The organism is uncultured Algoriphagus sp. (assembly GCF_963974835.1).
Classification (GTDB): domain Bacteria; phylum Bacteroidota; class Bacteroidia; order Cytophagales; family Cyclobacteriaceae; genus Algoriphagus.
This window is the reverse complement of record NZ_CAXBET010000001.1, coordinates 912,940-930,687: the sequence shown is the minus strand read 5'-3', so window position 1 is coordinate 930,687 and position 17,748 is coordinate 912,940. Positions and strand designations below refer to the sequence as shown.

The 17,748-nt window shown below is 41.5% G+C and carries 8 protein-coding genes; 1 reads left to right on the top strand and 7 read right to left on the bottom strand.

What is annotated here, in order from left to right:
• Nucleotides 1–38 precede the first annotated feature (38 nt).
• The 7 genes from AACZ73_RS04125 to AACZ73_RS04095 form a co-directional block, all read right to left on the bottom strand.
• Nucleotides 39–1,583 carry a glycoside hydrolase family 43 protein gene (locus AACZ73_RS04125; protein WP_339875645.1) on the bottom strand — a complete coding sequence of 515 codons (1,545 nt, stop codon included), beginning with the start codon at nt 1,581–1,583 and terminating at the stop codon, nt 39–41.
• On the bottom strand, nt 1,576–3,726 hold the full coding sequence (locus tag AACZ73_RS04120; protein ID WP_339875644.1) for a beta-L-arabinofuranosidase domain-containing protein: 2,151 nt from the start codon (nt 3,724–3,726) through the stop codon (nt 1,576–1,578). The genes AACZ73_RS04125 and AACZ73_RS04120 overlap by 8 nt, the downstream gene beginning before the upstream one ends.
• A gap of 204 nt (nt 3,727–3,930) precedes the next feature.
• Nucleotides 3,931–6,021: a hypothetical protein gene (locus AACZ73_RS04115; protein WP_339875643.1), complete on the bottom strand. Its 2,091-nt coding sequence runs from the start codon at nt 6,019–6,021 to the stop codon at nt 3,931–3,933.
• Nucleotides 6,022–6,031: 10 nt separating this feature from the next.
• Complete coding sequence (locus AACZ73_RS04110; RefSeq protein WP_339875641.1) at nt 6,032–7,078, bottom strand: family 43 glycosylhydrolase; 1,047 nt, start codon at nt 7,076–7,078, stop codon at nt 6,032–6,034.
• An 89-nt stretch (nt 7,079–7,167) separates the two neighbouring features.
• On the bottom strand, nt 7,168–7,872 hold the full coding sequence (locus AACZ73_RS04105; RefSeq protein WP_339875640.1) for a DUF3823 domain-containing protein: 705 nt from the start codon (nt 7,870–7,872) through the stop codon (nt 7,168–7,170).
• Between the two features lie 23 nt (nt 7,873–7,895).
• The gene (locus tag AACZ73_RS04100; protein ID WP_339875639.1) at nt 7,896–9,764 is read right to left on the bottom strand and encodes a RagB/SusD family nutrient uptake outer membrane protein; all 1,869 of its coding nucleotides are present in this window, start codon (nt 9,762–9,764) and stop codon (nt 7,896–7,898) included.
• A 20-nt stretch (nt 9,765–9,784) separates the two neighbouring features.
• Nucleotides 9,785–12,907, bottom strand: a complete 3,123-nt coding sequence (locus AACZ73_RS04095; protein WP_339875638.1) for a TonB-dependent receptor — start codon at nt 12,905–12,907, stop codon at nt 9,785–9,787.
• A 652-nt stretch (nt 12,908–13,559) separates the two neighbouring features.
• Between AACZ73_RS04095 and AACZ73_RS04090 the strand changes: the two genes are divergently transcribed.
• A complete protein-coding gene (locus tag AACZ73_RS04090; protein ID WP_339875637.1) occupies nt 13,560–17,633 on the top strand; it encodes a two-component regulator propeller domain-containing protein in 4,074 nt (1,357 codons plus the stop codon).
• The last annotated feature ends 115 nt before the right edge of the window (nt 17,634–17,748 follow it).

Genomic DNA, 17,748 nt, shown 5'->3' with positions numbered 1-17,748 from the left:
TTAATGGTACTTTGTACATGATTCTTTTTACAACATTTTCAATAAATTTTCACTTCCTTGAAATGGGCAAAAGAATCTGTTGGTCCTTTGGCCACTAATCCAAGTCGGAAGCCCATTCCCCAAGGCACTAGATGCTTCACGTCTTGTGTCTCGCCTACTTGAATTGTTTCTCCGTCAACGATCGCTGAGGTAGTCATTTTATAACCATCCTCCATATTCAAAATCAACTTTACTTGCTCATTAACTGGGATTGTGACAGCAGCAATTTCTGTGGTTTTTTGGTTGATCGTTTCCCAAAGGATCAGCTGGTTTCCCTTAACAGAAATCCCCATGCCGGCTGGAGGAGCACCGAAGCCATTATTAGCCCCACCAATTACCGCCAATCCAGCTGCGGCTTTACCGTCAGGAATTACTGTCGCTTCGTATTGATAATCCAGAGATTTTGTGCCTTGAACCAATAGCGTTCCCAAGGTTTCATTTTCCTCAGAAGCCTGAAGTCTCAGTCCTTTTTTACCAGTTTCATACTGAATATCCTGCGTAACACGCCATTGCCAAATTGGATCCAGTCGTTTTTTGAAATTATCAGTGAATTCCAAGGAGGCTTTGCTTCGCTCGTATTTTTCGTCATTTGCAAAAACTGGCCATTCATCAGCAGTCCATTCTACTTTTTGCAATACACCTTGCCGACCTACATACACAGATCCTTCCTGATTATAAGCATGGTTTAATAACCAAAGCTCTCCATCTTTTTCCACTACAGTTCCATGTCCTGGGCATTTCCAATTCTCATTATCCTTGATGACTGGATTCATGTCATACTTTTCCCATGGTCCCAATAAAGTTTTGCTTCTTGCTACCCCAGTGACGTAATCGCAGGTAATCTCGCAGCAGCCACGGGCAGAATAAGTCGCATAGAAATAGCCGTTCTTTCTGAAAATGGCAATGCCTTCTACTAAACCACCTTCCCAATCCTGATCATTGTGGAAAAGCTCATGCTTCTCACCGATCAGTTTGGTGCGCTCCTCGTTCACTTCCTGAGCCCATATCGGAGTTTTTTGCCCCTTACTATTTCCATCTTCCTTCCAAAGGACATAGAGTTTGCCATTTTCATCACGGGTTTCAAAAGCATCGATCGATCCATATTCCTGAGCGACAAGTGGGCCATGATCTTTAAAACTTCCTTCGGGAGAATCAGCGCTAGCTACTGCGACGGAAAGCCTATTGCTTTCTTTATCCCTAGCGGTATAGTAAGCGTAGATTTTATTTTGCTCCGCATCATACGAAAGCTCGGGAGCCCAAAAGTTATTCTTTGCCCAATCTGGAGCTCCATCTGGAAAAACATAGTTTACCAGCTCCCAATTCACCAAATCATCGGACTTGAAAATTGGAAAAAGCGGTGCCCATTCATTGGAGGTGGCAGAAGCATAATATGATTTGCCAATCTTCACTACCGTAGGATCTGGACGGTCTCCCTCCAAAACTGGATTAGCAAAAGTCAGGCTTTGTGCTAGTGCTGAGCTAGAAACACCAATTATTAGGCAAAGTGTAGCAAGAATTCTATGATAATTAAAAAGCCTATTCATTAATTTTTGGGTTATTTTCTAATTGGGGAAATGCAGTAATCCTTAATCTCGCAGCGCCCATTGGCACCAGCGTCACGTCTACCACCGGCTGATCTGAGGTTTTCGGAAGGTCTTTTAATTCTCCCACCAATCCGTATTGATCCAGTTGCCACTCGGTAATCTGGCGGGCTTTTGCTACTATTTTAATAGGAACTTCTTCCAGGGAAAATGGAAAATCAGACTTTGGCCAATGTCCTTCCATAACTTCGAAAGAGGATGCAGGATCATTTTCGTCCACTACCAAACTGTAGTTCCAATCTGTTACCGGATGAATTTCCCAAGAAGGCCACTTTTTGGTATCTGCACCTTTCTGCCATTTGGAATCCCATTGTGCAGTCTCGTCACTGTCCTTTTTGAAATACTTTTCCCTGATTTTCAAAGAATAAGTCAAAGGACCTCTGCTTACGCTCAGACTATTGCTGTTTTTCTCCCAGGTTTTGGTTTGGATTTCCATTGGAAGTGTCAGTGAAATTTGATCTCCGTTTGTCCAAGTTCGGCTGATCTTAGCATAGCCGATTCCGGAAATATTCTCTTTGACTACTTCACCATTCACAGTGATAGAGGCTCCTTTTGCCCATGCAGGAATACGTAAATAAAGAGGGAAGTCTACCGCTTTTTCTGTGCTCAAGGCAAATTTGATTACTTCTTCAAATGGATAGTGCGTTGTTTCTTCGATGTTTACAACTGTTCCATCACCAACTTTTACTTCCACTTTGCTTGCACCATACATTGCCGCTACGACGCCATTATCAGGAGTTGCCATCCAGAGATTTTCTATAAAATAGGGCCAGCCTTGCGCATGATTATGCTGGCAGCAACGGGAACTGAAAGGATTCATCATCAAAAATGGGCCAGAGTTAGCAATTCCTGGCGAATGATTTTCCGCATCCAGCAAAGCCATATTAGGCGAGGTAATGTAATGTAAAGCCTTGAAATCAGGCATCACAGCCGCTGGATATGTATTAAATGCAACTTCTTCTGCATGATCTGCCCAGAAGGGATCTCCCGTGATTCTCAGTAAATGTTCATCGGAATTCATCTGCTCCACCATCCCACAAGTTTCAACGCCTTGGCGAGGATCAGCATAGCCCGGTCTGGCATTTTCATCCGAACCAAACATTCCTCCAGGCACCTGACCGAAGTGCTCGCGGATGATGTTAAAGTTTTCATAAGTGGCCTGAAGGTCTTTTTCGTTTTTGGTCAGCAGATAATACTGAGCTGGTTCGCGAAAAGCTTGCGCATGGTTTACATTGTGCCAATCGACTTGATCGCGATACCAATCAGGAACTTCGCCTCCATCACGTACTTCATAATAATTTTTTACCTGTTCTATTGGCAGGTCTCTACCTTCCCAATTGGAAGTGTTTTGATGGATTTTTTCTGCTAGTTCAAGCAAAAACTCATCTCCAGTTCGGTTGTAAAGCCAAATTACGCTGTGAAGATTGTCTCCACCACGCAGTCTTTGCCAGTATCCTTCGAGGAATTCTTCATCAGACACTGTCAGTTCATATTTGAAATAATTAGTCATAAGCGTGATCACCCGCTCATCCTGAGAATGCTCGTAATACGACTGCAAACAGTAAAGCATAATCATCTTTGCCCAAAAATCCGGATGATCTCCATCCATGAGTTTGGGTCCAAAATCACCGTTTTCCCGCTGACTGGTAAGCACAGATTCCAGCCAAATCATGGATTCATCGATCATTTCCTGATCATCCATGATGTAGCCGATATTGGCGTAGCCTTTTAGCCAATAAGGCACTTCTTCCCAGCCCCATTCACCAGTGCCGTCTTTAGAAAGCCACGCATTATTCTCTTTCTGAAGCCATGCAGATATCTCTCCGAGGTTTCCCGTGAGACCATTTTTCTGGCGAACCAGATATTCTTTTAAAAAACCCTCCGGCTTTACAGCTCCGACGGGGAGCTTGATCAGCGCACTGGGCGCAAGCGGCGCCCGGTTGCTGATGTAAAATTGATTTGTATTTTCTGTAGGAATTCTGTCAACAAGAGTGACTGAATTAGTGGAATTATTTCCAGTGTTACAAGAAACCAGTCCGGCACTAACAACTAGTGCCAGTGTTACTTTAAAGCGGTTTTTTAACATTCTTTGGAGGTTTTGGAACGATGAAAGTCCCCGAAATTGCAACACCTTGTTTCAAACTAGGTTTGATTTTAGTAGTATTTCTGGTGTATGTCTTTTTCATAATAGGTTTGGGTTATTGTTAAAGAATTTATTGAGTATAACTGCTAAAGTTAAGACAGCAGGACTAGAATGAAAACATTATCGGCATTACTAAATGCCGAAATTTCACTCTATCCAAACCGGCTGGGTAAATGCCCCGTTAGCTGCCACATCCCAAACTTCTAATCTGACCCATTTTTTACCTTTTATGTTAATAGGGAATTGAAAATTCTGTGTTTTAAAAGATTCTGTATTACTGAGATCAATTTTCTCCCGAGAGACACTTTCCCCGTCTCCGGAAATGATCTCAATATAATTAAGTGGGAAAGTCCAATCCACAGTAACTTTCACCTCTGCCTTTCCTCCACTTTCCATCTTCAGTGTCTCTCCACTTCCTTTTCCATTTACTGAGAAAGAAGGTAAAAGAATCTCTCCCGTGCCGGAGAAAAACTTGCCAGTCTGCATCGCATCCAGCACAGACTGCCAACCATCTTCAAATTTTGGAAGCTTGTCCATCTGTAGGTAGTTGATATTCATTGGTCCGTAGATTTCATAGTCAGGTTCCAATTTGAAAAGATCAGCTTCAGCGATTACGTATTTTCTTTCTCCCCAATTTGCCATATCGTCCATCAAACCCAACACTCTTCTTCCCATATTTGGAATAGACAAATCTGCAGGGATTACTTTCCAAGCCGCACCATTAAAGCGATCAGACTTGAAAAAGGCCTCCTCTTTGTACTTATCAGGAAATCCAGTTGATCCTTTGGTTCGAGCATGGGCTATCCAGGCGAGACCTTTTTCAGCTTCCAAAAGCTGTAACATCTCTTCCTTATTACCCACGCGGTATACTTTGCCATACTTCTCGGTTTCTTCTACAAAAGGCTGTCCTTCTTTCCGGGACATGATCCAGTATACAGGTTTCGGAAACATATTCATCCAATGTCCACCAAAGTGAACATTTGGCTCTTCGCCTGGAATCATCAAAAAATCTCCCTTTGACAGACGTGCACTTTCTTTGAACATAAGGTCCAATTCCGGCAATCTTCTCGGACCTGTATCCCCTGGATTTCCTGCCAAATGATACTCACCTAAATGCATAATATTTACACCCATACTTCGCAGCGCTTTGACATGACCAGGCACATCCGGCAAAGGTTTATTGGTCAGAATATCGTCCATATGCTCAGTGTGAAAATGACTTGCCATGGTACGATAGCCACTTAGCGGCTTGTATTGGTCATCATGAGTGTAAGCTTTCACATCTTGGAGAATTTGCCCGTCCTTGGAATCAGAAAGAAGAACAAAGAAATTCAGCCGCTGAAGGGTATTAGGAGGAGCATTGAACCAAGGAACGTGACGATTGTCTCCCATAAGGTCTTGTCGTATGCCTATCCCATATCCATCCACCATCTCCCGATTAGCTTCTCCATGCCATACATATTTTAGATTATAGGCATTGTCAAGTGGATAAAAATACTGGTGTGGGGGAGGAAAAATGGCCAGACTTCCAGCTTTTCCTTCTCCTATTATTGTTCTGTATTTGACTGCCAGATTCTCTGCAGGAGAATCAGTTTGAGTAGCCATAGAGGATTGCAAATACCCATCTGTATCAGACCAAAAAATCTCATCCCAAACATTGGAATCGCTTACTAAACCCGCATCGTAGATGATTGCCTTGGCATCCTCATCCGTGCTCATCACGGCTGCCATATTCATCAATGAACTGCCATGATATAGGGTAATTTCTAGAGCTCCTTCGAAATTTCCGGCTTTCAGGGAATTTATCTGAATGATCGTTCGCTTTCCCTGACTTTTGACAGTGATAGTTTCCTTTTCCAAATTGACCTTAAAAGCCTCGTATGGATTGTATGCCGTTCGGTCAAAAAAGATATTCCAACCGCTTTCCTTACTTAGATCCCGCTGCCCGACTGTGAGCAGAAACAGAGGATCGACATTTTGAGCGATTGGATAAACTCCCTTAGCGTTCTCCAGTTCGATACTGCTTATAAGAGGATTTTCTTTACGCATATCAATTTGCAAAGTCCCTTTTTCCTCAAGATCAGTTGGCCAGGAAATAATAACATTCCCATACTGCTCGGTGACGGAAGCGCCATTTTCAGATGAAAAATCTTTCAGATTAACTTTCGTCTGAGAGAAGGTAATGTGGCTGGATAAAAGAAGTAAAAAGCTTAAAAATATTTTATCTGAAGAATTCATGAAAACAGATTTAGTGAAAAACAGGTGATTCTTGTGAAGAAATGCTAGGTTCTTTTCCCGACACACTAGGCCAGCCGTCTACCCAAATTAGCCTATCTAATAGCAAAACACGCCGATTCGTGCCGTTATTCAGTTTAGGTTTTTGCTTAGCCATTCCATGATACAGGAGCCAATCCTGACCTTCGTCATCAGTAACAATTTCGGCGTTATGCCCTGGACCGGCATAGCCATTTCCGCTAGTATTTGTACCAACGACTAAAGTTCCAGAGTCAGTTTCCAACATGCTTTTACCATCCTGATCTAAATAAGGTCCTTCCAGATTTTCAGATCGCCCTACCAAAACTTTGTACGTGCTATTAGCTCCTTCACAGCAAGTTCCTGCTGATCCAAAGAGGTAATAATATTCGTTTTTTTGGAAGACATAAGCTGCTTCCAGATGGTTACCGGCAACTTGGATTTTTTGCCCTTGAGGCTTTAGGCCATCGGCAGTCAATTCTGTAAGAAATAATCCGTGGAAACTTCCCCAGATCAAATATTTCTTCCCGTCTTTTTCTATATAAAATGGATCAATTGAATTGGCGACACCAATTTCTTCGGAGTCAAAAACCTTTCCCTGATCTACAAAAGGACCTTGTGGATTTTTGGCAATGGCCAATCCTACCCCCGGATTTGGGTCTCCCCAGGTGGAAAATGAATAATACATGTAAAACTGATCCCCAACTTTAGTCACATCAGGTGCCCAAATACCGCCACGCTCTTTCCAGTCTGGTTTTTTGGCCATGGAGTTTCCTACCACTTCCCAGTTTACCAGATCCTTGGATTTGATCACAGGCACTAAATGATAGCCACCTTCTTCTCCCCAGTTGTCTTCTGTGCCATAGGCAAAAAATTCATCACCCACTTGAACGACTGAAGGATCTGCTAATACGGGCTCGAAAACAGGATTGGTATAAACTAGAGTATCACTTACTATTGGATCTGCAGAAGTTGTTTTTTGCTTATCCGCGGGAACAGCGCAAGACCAGAATATGAGGGTAAGATAGACGAGTAGATTCATGTGATAGTTTTTTCCAAACATAACTAAAAAAGCCGGCTCGTCCAGAACCCATCTCACTGGCTGGACTCCCCGGCTTATCCATAAGAGGCTTATAGATTTACTTTAACTATTTCTGAGAAGATTCTATCTTCAACTCCATCTATTTTGACTCCTACACGTGCGTAAGCATAGTCTTGTGTAGGAACTCTTTCAGGAACCGTCACTTCCAGCGCTATCGATGATAAGCTCTCCAGATCACCTCCACCCCTATTGGCAGTAGCTATACTGGTTCTATTATCCACAAATGCTGTCTTACTTACATACAGGGAAACCTCCTGTACGTTTTTAGCATCGACTCCTGTGATGATCTGATCCAGGTCGAAAGTCGCAGTCACATTATTCCCTCCAGCCACGATATTCGCGTTTCGGATCATATAATAAGGCATCACCTCTATGTCCATCGTAAGACTTCCTGTCAAGTTTACTGGAATTGTGTCGTTACCGGATTGGTCATTGGTGATTTTCCGAAAAGGTCCCTGATTATTTGGGATGATCATCTTATAATCTCCTTTGAAAAGAAGAGAGGAATAGGATCCATCCTGATCCACAGCCACACCGATATTACCAAGTCGCTGCCAGCCTGACTCCCAAAGCTCGATATATACGTCATTATAACTCACACCGATCGGCTCTCCTTGATAAGTAATTCTTCCATCCAATTGGAAGCTAGGCTCATCGTAATTATCATATTTACAGGATACGAGGGAAGCCGCTATTCCCATCATTCCCAGTATATTTTTGAAATTTAATTTCATGTCTTTTGAGTTTAGGGGAATACTTATTGATTAGGATTTCTGACAATTTTCGGATTGTTGTTCCGCACATCATCTCCAATCCAAGAGTAGTAATTTCCTAATCTGAATCGGTGGGCATTAAATACCGGAGCAGGAACAAACTCTTCAAAAAGCCATTTACCGTTGTTCGGAGAACCAGGCTCGTAGTATTTGTAAGGTTTTAACCCAAAAACCCGAGTGCTGATTGCCAAAGCATTTCCAGGATTATTCGTCAGATCTGTGGTTACACCATTCCAAACCCGGTGAGCCAGTCTCCATCTTTTTTTATCCCAAAGAACATGGTTTTCAAAAGCCAATTCCACTTTTCGCTCATGAACGATTCTATCAAAATCAATTTCACCTGGAGTCAAATCAATTGGAAAACCAGCTCTTCTTCTCACCTGATTCATATAATCGGCAGCTTTTTCAAGTTGCCCTAATTCAAAGGCAGCTTCCGCAGCATTCAACAATACTTCAGCATATCTGAATCTCACCAGCCAAACAGCTGATCCTGTACCTCTTTGACCAGAACCCACAGAAGTATCCACATATTTTCTCAGATAAAAACCATTCTGAGCAGACCATTCAAGTTGGTCTATAGGACCGTCAAATCCTACTACCTGTACAGAAGCAGAGCTTCCAGGAAGTTGTGCTTGTCCGCCTAATTGACCTGATGTGATCACGGAACCATCAGCTAATTTATATCCAGCCCAGATATCCACTTCCTTTCCTCGGAAAGATGATCCTGGTACGATTACCGTTCCCAACAATCTTGGATCTCTTCCTTCGAAAATATCCATAGGATCATCGTAATAAATAGGATTTCCAGAAGCATCCTTTGTTGGCAATTCAGCAAATGTATTGTCAAGCAATTCATAGGATTGTACCAAGTTAAGCGATGGGTTCATTTTACCTCCCGAGGTATTTTCTTCTCTTAGAGAGCGCGGAATATTCTCAATAGTGAATCCGTGAGTTCTTCCCTGTACAAGGAAGTCCTTGGCCATGATAATCTCAGGGTTAGCATTTTTGTTTAGGAAAATGTTGGTGTAGTTCTCAGATCTATCAGGATCCTGATCATACAATTCATAGGTTCCCAATCCCATTACTTCTTCAGAAGCTCTCAAAGCGGTAGTGTAATATCCATCAGCCATTCCGGAAGGAATTCCCACTTCTCCGCCAGGAAGTGATACTTCTGGAGTTATCTGTCCATAATTTGCTATGGATCCTGCATAAAGGGCTGCTCTGGAAATCAGGGCAAGTGCTGCACCTTTCGTAGCTCTGGAGCGAGTGTTTCCATTTGGAAGATCATCCTTCACAGCATCCATTTCAGCAATCACAAAATCATACACCTCATGCTCTTTTGCTCTAGCATATTGCAAATAGGAAGGATCGCCACTATAATCATATTCCAGTGGTTCCAAAATCAACGGCACGCCGCCCATTCTCTTTACATGCTCGAAGTAAACCATAGCTCTGATGAACTTGGCTTCGGCTAGAAATTGTGATTTTGATTCTGGAGAAATCTCAGTCGCAGCCTCACATTTCTGAATGAATAGATTCAAATCACGGATATATCCGTAATCCCACATTCCCCAGTTATCATAGCCATATTCTTGATTTTGATGTCTCCAATAATCTCCTGCATTACTGGCAAAAGTCTCATCGAAATTGGCGTATTCCCACCAGTTTTCTAATCCCTGATAGTCAGGAAGTCGATTGTACAAGTCAGCTAAAACTGAAAATACTAAATCCTCATTAGCCCAGACCTGATCTTCGCCGAGGATATCAGTCGGCTCTCTATCCAAAAACTCGTCATTGTTACATCCTGCAAAAGCCAGGAAAATGACTAGGTATATATATCTCAAATTTTTCATTGTTCGTTCTTTCGGGTTTATTAGAATGACACGTTGAAACCTACATTCACCACCTTGTTCTGTGGATACTGCAAGCCATTTTCATCTGCTACTTCAGGATCAATACCGAACTGATGCACATTATCCAATGCAAACAAGTTGTAGCTGCTGACGAAAATTCTGGCTCTATCCATATTCCACCTGTTAAGTAATTTCTCAGGAAGTGTGTAACCAAGCTCCAGTGTTCTCATTCTTAAGTATTTCACGTTGGTAAGCCACCAAGTAGAGTTTTTATTGTAGTTGCTATGACCGCCGGTATTGAATCTAAGTGGAGGATTTTCTCCGGCCACCCAAGGACTGTTGATATCGAGGATATCTTCTCTGTGATATCTGTCGTCATACATGGAAGCCAATAAGTTACCCCCATTTTGATATGGCCATCTCATTTCCCAGTTTTGATTGTAGGAGTACATTCCTCCTCCTGAGAAGTCAGCTGTCAAATCAAAACCTTTGTACTGGAAGTTAAAATTTAGACCGAAATTCAAGCTTGGCAAAGCACCTGACTGATAACCGATTGGCCGTTCGTCATATCCATCGATTTTGCCATCGTTGTTCACATCTTTGTAGATCAGATCACCTGGTAGTAATGTTTTGTTTCCCTGTCCATCAATGTTAACTGGATAGTCGTTGATTGCTTCGAAGGACTCAAACTGTCCAGTGACTTCATAGCCCCAGAAAATTCCATTGTAACGGTCTTCCCTTGAGTTTCTGTATTGATCCCAAGATGAACTGAATGTAGGATTGTAAGACTGAACGAATTTACTGCGGGCATAGGAAATGTTACCACCAATTCTGAATACAAAATCTCCAGCTTTGCCATTCCAATTAACCGCCAACTCAGCTCCTGAATTTGAATCTTTGTTTAGATTCTCATCTGTCAGTCCATATCCAAGTTCCAGTGGAAGGAATATATCATTTCTAACTCCTCTCAGGCCGGTTCTTTGTCTATTGAAATAATCTACCGCACCGGTGATTTTTCCACTACCAAAAGAGAAATCCAATCCTATATCTGTGATAGTGGCCACGTACCAGGAAAGGTTATCTATTGGCTGTCCAGTATTTGCCGATCCCTGAATGTTTTCTCCATCTACGATCACTGTAGAAGCTCCATATCTGTAACCTGACAGGTAATCAAACGGACCAATACCAATATTATCATCTCCAAGCTGGCCATAGGATGCTCTGATTTTCAATTCATCCATATTCATGTTTGCTGAGAAATTATCCATAAATCCCTCTTCTGAGATTCTCCAACCTGCGGACACAGAAGGGAAAAAGCCCCAACGATTCTCAGGAGAGAATTTCCAAGAAGCATCTGCACGTCCTGCTAACTCCAATAGGTATTTGCCGGCGTAGTCATAATTCACTCTTCCCACATACCCAATTCTCGCTTCTACCTGACGCTCGTCATTGTAAGTATCCGTATCAGCAAACTTGATGATATCCAAGAAATTATTGGTTGGCACCGAGTGAAGGAAGTTGTACAGTCTGGTTCGCTCGATACGCTCGTTAAGTGCAAAAGCAGCGAAATTATGCTTCTCACCAAAGGTCTTGTTATAGGTCAAAGACAATTGCCACACATTCTCCATAATCTTAGTTTGTCCACGGTCACGATACGGATTGTCATTTCCTCCTGAGCGGAAGTATTCATCTGTTTCTGGATTATACCCAAATACATCGTAGGTATATTCAAAGGTGTTGAACATATTGTCAGCCAGGTAATAGGAATACAATCCTTTGGCTTTCAACCCTTCTACTATTTCGTATTCAGCAGTAAAGTTGGTCTGTAATACCTGCCACTTATTTTCGTAAAAGCCTGTACGATCATAGTTCAACAGTGCCCAGTTGGTCTCGATGTTGTTGATGTTTGCAGGATAATCAGGATTATCATTGGCATAAGGACGCTCAGTAGGTCTGTTTCTAAAAAGAGCGAATCTTGGCTGCCAGTAATCATCTCCACCTGGGACACCTGGGTTTTCCCGGTTTTCAATCCGTCCATTGATCTGCATTCCTACCGTCAACTTATCAGTGATATTAGTCGTGATATTTGACTGAATGTTAGTTCTGTTGAACTCAAATTCGTCTGAGAAGACAGACTTTTGATCAAATCTTGTTACTGAGAGGTAATAGTTTGTTTTTTCAGATCCCCCTGATACAGAAGCGTTGAAATTGCTTTGCGGCGCGTTTCCCTGAATTATAAAATCTCTCCAGTTGAATGATTTGTAACCATACTCGGTGCCTTGGTCCCATTTTGCAAGTTCCTCCGCAGTAATATTGGTACTCCCAAATTGGTTGATGTCCGCATCTGCTTTGCCTAGCATCCACTCATAGGCATCTACCCCATCCGGAAATCTTGACCAATTTTGCAATCCATAATATCCATTGATATTAATGGTTGGTGTTTCGCCACGCTTGCCTTGTTTTGTTTTCACCACAACTACACCATTTGCAGCCCGTGAGCCATAAACGGCTGCGGAAGCATCTTTCAGAATTGTGATACTCTCAATATCTCCAGGTGCAAGGTTGTTGAACTGCCCTTCGTCCTTCTGGATTCCGTCAATTACAAATAGTGGAGTACCCATATTTCGAATCTGGAGCCAAGCTCCCGCTCCAGGACGGCCGTCTGGCTGACGGAAAGCTAGACCTGCCATTTTACCGGCAAGTGCTCCTGAAACTGTTGCTGACGGAGCTTTATCTATATCACGGCTAGTAACGTTGGCAATTGCGCCCGTGATTGTCTCCTTTTGCTGTTCGCCGTAGCCAACTACTATCACTTCATCCAAACTTCCCAAATCACTTTCTAACGTGAGATTGAGATCTGTTTGAGTACCTATGATTACCTCTTGCGTTTTAAATCCGATAAAAGATAATCTCAAGGTGGAATTATCACTCTTAAGTGTAATTGCAAATTTTCCGTCAAGATCAGTGACGGTACCGTTAGTAGTTCCTTTTTCAAGGATACTGACACCTGGCAAAGGTTCACCGGTGGATTCCTCCAGTACAGTTCCTTGGATTGTCGTGCCTGTCTGCGCCAAGAGCGGGATTACCGCCAGCATTCCTAAAAGGAGCATCAGACTAGACTTCATGAGAAGAATTCTTTTCATAAATAATCATTTTGGGTTAGAAATTATTTGAATAAATAGGTGTTCTTTTTGGGCAATAGTTTTCCATTTGCCTTTGAAAAGGCTTCATCTAAAAATGGAATTCGATTGAATTTGGTGTTGCCCGGACTTGGACAATCACTCAGCCGAGGGATTTGGCTAGATTGTAATAGTTATTTTATGCATAGCAAATTTTTAGGGTTTAGTGTAAATAATTGAGTTCGGAATAGGGCTAAATCAATAGGGAATGAGTTCTATTTCCGAAAGCATAAATGTAAATTTTCCATCAGGGGGGCTATATTAAAAAAGCTTCAAAAAATGAAAGATTTACTGCTAGATTTTATCAAAAAGTTTGTTAAAATGAAATTTTAACGAATAAAACAGCTATAAAATCGTTTAATAAATTAATATGTTTTGTAAAATGAGTGAAAATAAAATTAATCAGCAGAATCTTCTGAATTTATCCATGATTGGAAAAGACGCTCCGCAACCGATTTCGGAAAACGCAATCGTTTGCGGAGTAATTGTAACTTTTCAGTCAGCAAATGAAAATAAACCTCCAATTACCTGACATCGACTACAAAATTTGAAATCAAAATGAGCTAGCTAAAGGGATTTTGATAATTTCAGATTTACAACCCAAAACCCTATCGCCTTGTCAAAAAGTTTACTGGCAGGTTTTCTAAGCCTCATCCTTATACTTTGTATTTTCCGCCCAGGATTGGCGCAGGATAAGCGATACTATTTCCGGAATTACGATATTAATTCAGGTCTCTCTCACAACTCTGTTTTTTCTATTTTTCAGGATCGTCAGGGATTTATGTGGTTTGGCACCAAATACGGACTAAATCGATTTGATGGCCAGCGATGGAAAATTTACAATTCAGATTCTAAAGGAAATCCGGAAGACAAATTGGGAAGCGATTACGTGCACGTAATCCATGAAGATAAAGATGGAATTTTTTGGCTGGGGACGGATGAAGGAATTTATCTCTTCGACAAATCGCTGGACAAATTCACAGCTTTTCCCTACAAAACAGCTGATGGAAAATTTCCTTTAAACATTATTTCTTCCTTGACTGAAGACAAAGCTGGTAATATCTGGATTGCAGGTAATAATCAGGGGCTATTCAAGTTTGACTTTCAGAAAAAGGAGTTGAAATTAATTTCTCACGATCCAACCAAAAAAGGGAGCATTCCTTCAGGTAACGTTTCAGCTGTCAAAGTTGATGACCAAAATGTGGTTTGGATAGGATTGCTCAGTCAGGGAGTGGGACGGTACATCGAAGACAGTGATACTTTTTCCATGTATATGGATGAGGAAGGCAAGCTTTCCCAAGATCAGGTTTTAGGATTGCAAAACTGGGGAGATTTCATGCTGATCGGCACAAAAAATTCCGGGGTTAAAAAACTTGAAAAGAGTAGTGGGAAGGTGACGGACCTGCTAACTGAAGATGCAAAAGGAAACCCTATCTATGTTCGTGATATGTTCCAATTCAGCCAAAATGAATTAGGAATAGGAACTGAATCCGGGCTTTTCATTTATGATTTTGTAACCAACACCTTCCAAAACCTTCAAGAAAATTCGGATGATCCCTATTCACTTGCTAACAATGCGATTTATTCGCTTTGGAAGGATAATGAAGGAGGTATATGGGTTGGTAGCTATTTCGGTGGAGTAGATTTCCTACCAAACCAGTCTGTCAAATTCGAAAAATACTATCCTATCACAAATGCAAATACCATTAGCGGAATGCGGGTGAGGGAGATGGTAGGAAACGGTGACGGTAGAATATGGATTGGAACTGAAGATGCTGGGCTTAACTTGTTTGATCCTCAGACTGGGAAGTTTGAGCAATTGCCAACTGGGGATTCGGATCGGGAGTTGCCTTATAGAAACGTGCATGGCTTGGCAAAACAGGGGGATAAACTCTGGATTGGGACATTCAATACAGGTGTAAATATTTTAGACACCACTACAGGCAAAATCAAAAAAATCACTTCCAATACCCAAGGTTCTGGCTTGACGAATGATGACCCTTTTGCAATTCTTGCCGATAGCAAAGGCAAGATTTGGGTTGGGACCCCCTCTGGGCTATTTCTTTATGAAAAAGAGCTGGATAAGTTCAGAAAGATAGAGCAGTTTAGAAGTTACTTTGTTTACGATCTGCTTGAGGACAAATCCGGATTAATCTGGGCAGGGACGTATAATGATGGTTTGTTTAGTTTTAATCCAACTACTGAAGAAATTAGACAGTATACTCCTGATCCGTCCAAACCTGGAAGTATCCCGCATCAAACGGTAATTGATTTATATGAGGATTCTGAGCATACCCTTTGGATAGCCACAGCTGGTGCTGGATTTGCTAAATTCAATAAAGCAGATCAGACCTTTACGTCTTATACTATTGAAAAGGGATTCCCTGCAAATACCTATTTCAAGATATTGGAAGATAATTTTGGAGCACTTTGGATCACTTCCAATAAAGGTCTGGTACAGTTTGATCCAAAAACTGAAGCGCTAAAATTATATGATGAGAAAAGCGGGTTGATTCCTAGTCCTTTTAACTACCGCTCTGGCTATAAGGCGGAAGATGGCACCTTGTATTTTGGTTCACAGGGAGGATTTATTTCTTTTCAACCTGACAAAATCGAATCAAGTAATACCCCTTCCAAACTTATCTTCACTGGTATTGAGCTGTTCAACGAAGAAATTCCTATAGATCCTGAAGATGGAATTCTCAAAAAGTCCATTTTATACACGGATAAAATCTCATTGATGTCCCATCAAAACTCGCTGACTTTTGAAGTAGCATCGCTGGGTTACACGAATTCACAGAATTGGAATTTTCTTTATCGATTGAAAGGATTGGAAAAGGACTGGCGGCAGATGTCTGAGTCCCAAGCTATTTCATATTCATATTTACCTCCTGGCAATTACACGCTGCAAGTGAGGTCTCCTCAGATACAAGGCTCAGATTCTTATCAGGAGACTCAGCTAGAGATTGAGATTCTTCCTCCATTCTACAAGACACCACTGGCTTATGCTTTCTATCTCCTGCTTTCAATTTTGGTGATATACTGGCTCATAACTATCTATAAAAACCGTGTAAACAACCGTCATCTAGTTCAGATTAATTTGCTCGAAGCCGAAAAGGAAAAAGAACTCTACGAAGCTAAAATCGAGTTTTTCACCAATATCACTCATGAAATTAGGACTCCTCTTACTTTGATAAAAGGACCTTTGGAGGATATTCTGAGTAAGAATCGCAATACCGATCCTGAGGTGAAAAACGATCTATTAATCATCGAGAAAAACACAAACCGACTGATTGACCTCAGCAATCAACTGCTCGACTTCCGCAAAACTGAGCAGCGTGGATTTAAATTGAGTTTTCTTAAAACAGAGATTTCAGGAATCCTGGATGAATTATATTTCAGATTTAAAGTTACCACCAGCCAGTCAGGATTAAATTTCACTCTTGAAAAGTCCACCTCCACACTTTTTGCAGATGTGGATAAGGAAGCTATCATCAAGATTCTGAGTAATCTTCTGATCAATGCACTGAAAAATGCCGAGAGCATGATTCATATCCGGATGATCTACGATCCCACCCATCCTGCCCTTTTCCAGATCGAGATTTCTAATGACGGAGACCTTATCCCAAAGGAAATGGCCGAGAAAATCTTTGAGCCATTCTTTCAAATTGCGGATAATAACATTTCTAAAGCTAAACAGGGAACCGGATTGGGATTGCCTCTGGCCAAATCGCTAGCTGAAATGCATCACGGATCACTGATAATGGCCAACGATAGGGAGCTGAATCGGTTTGTGTTGGAATTGCCTATTAAGCAAAAAGAAGCCATACATTTTGAAGAGGAGAATGATCCTTTGATTGAAAATAAATCAACCGAAGAGGCAGATGCATTTGCTGAGAAGAGTATAAAAACAAAGAAAAAAGGAAGTCTCCCAGCCATATTATTAGTGGAAGACAATAAAGAACTACTCCAGTTTCTTGGGGAAAAGCTGAAAGGGAAATATGTGATTCACAAAGCAGCAAATGGTCTTTTGGCATTGGATGTTCTTAATAGAGAACCCATTGATTTGGTGATTTCTGATGTGATGATGCCTGAAATGGACGGCTTTAAACTCTGTGAACATATCAAATCAGATTTGGCTACCAGCCATATTCCAGTGGTACTTCTCACTGCAAAAAACAACATAAACGCCAAAATTACCGGTTTGGAAATGGGCGCCGACGTTTATCTGGAGAAGCCTTTTTCCCTGGAATTTCTTTACCTACAGATCAAAAACTTATTACAGCATAGAGATCAGATCAAAAAAGCTTTTGCCAGCCTTCCACTGGTAAATTCTGATACCATCGCCCATTCAAAGGCAGATGAAGAGTTTTTGAAGAAAATCAATGAAGCAATTTTGGCAAATATAGAAAATGAGCTTTTTGGTGTTTCCGAGCTGGCTGATCAGCTGCACATGAGCCAGTCGAGTTTGCTGCGCAAAATCAAAGGAATCTCCGAATTGACTCCAAATGGATATATCCGTCTAGTCCGTTTAAAAAGATCTGCAGAATTGCTGGGAGACGGACTTCATAGTATTGCTGAGATCAGTGAAATGGTGGGCTTTAATAGTCCTTCCTATTTCACCAAGTGCTTCCAAAAGCATTTCGGGGAGCTTCCAAAGGATTTTGTGAAGAAAGCTGATGTATTATAAGCATTAATTATCTACAATTGAAGACGTTTCCATGCGGGAAATTCTAACTCTATTGGGATTAGGGACTGATGAAATCTCCATCAATTGGGAATCAGTCTTTTATAAAAACTGCTAA

Bases quoted from the DNA above. Each gene is read 5' to 3' on its own strand.
- AACZ73_RS04125 (WP_339875645.1), bottom strand. From the start codon at position 1,583: ATGAATAGGCTTTTTAATTATCATAGAATTCTTGCTACACTTTGCCTA.
- AACZ73_RS04120 (WP_339875644.1), bottom strand. From the start codon at position 3,726: ATGTTAAAAAACCGCTTTAAAGTAACACTGGCACTAGTTGTTAGTGCC.
- AACZ73_RS04115 (WP_339875643.1), bottom strand. From the start codon at position 6,021: ATGAATTCTTCAGATAAAATATTTTTAAGCTTTTTACTTCTTTTATCC.
- AACZ73_RS04110 (WP_339875641.1), bottom strand. From the start codon at position 7,078: ATGAATCTACTCGTCTATCTTACCCTCATATTCTGGTCTTGCGCTGTT.
- AACZ73_RS04105 (WP_339875640.1), bottom strand. From the start codon at position 7,872: ATGAAATTAAATTTCAAAAATATACTGGGAATGATGGGAATAGCGGCT.
- AACZ73_RS04100 (WP_339875639.1), bottom strand. From the start codon at position 9,764: ATGAAAAATTTGAGATATATATACCTAGTCATTTTCCTGGCTTTTGCA.
- AACZ73_RS04095 (WP_339875638.1), bottom strand. From the start codon at position 12,907: ATGAAAAGAATTCTTCTCATGAAGTCTAGTCTGATGCTCCTTTTAGGA.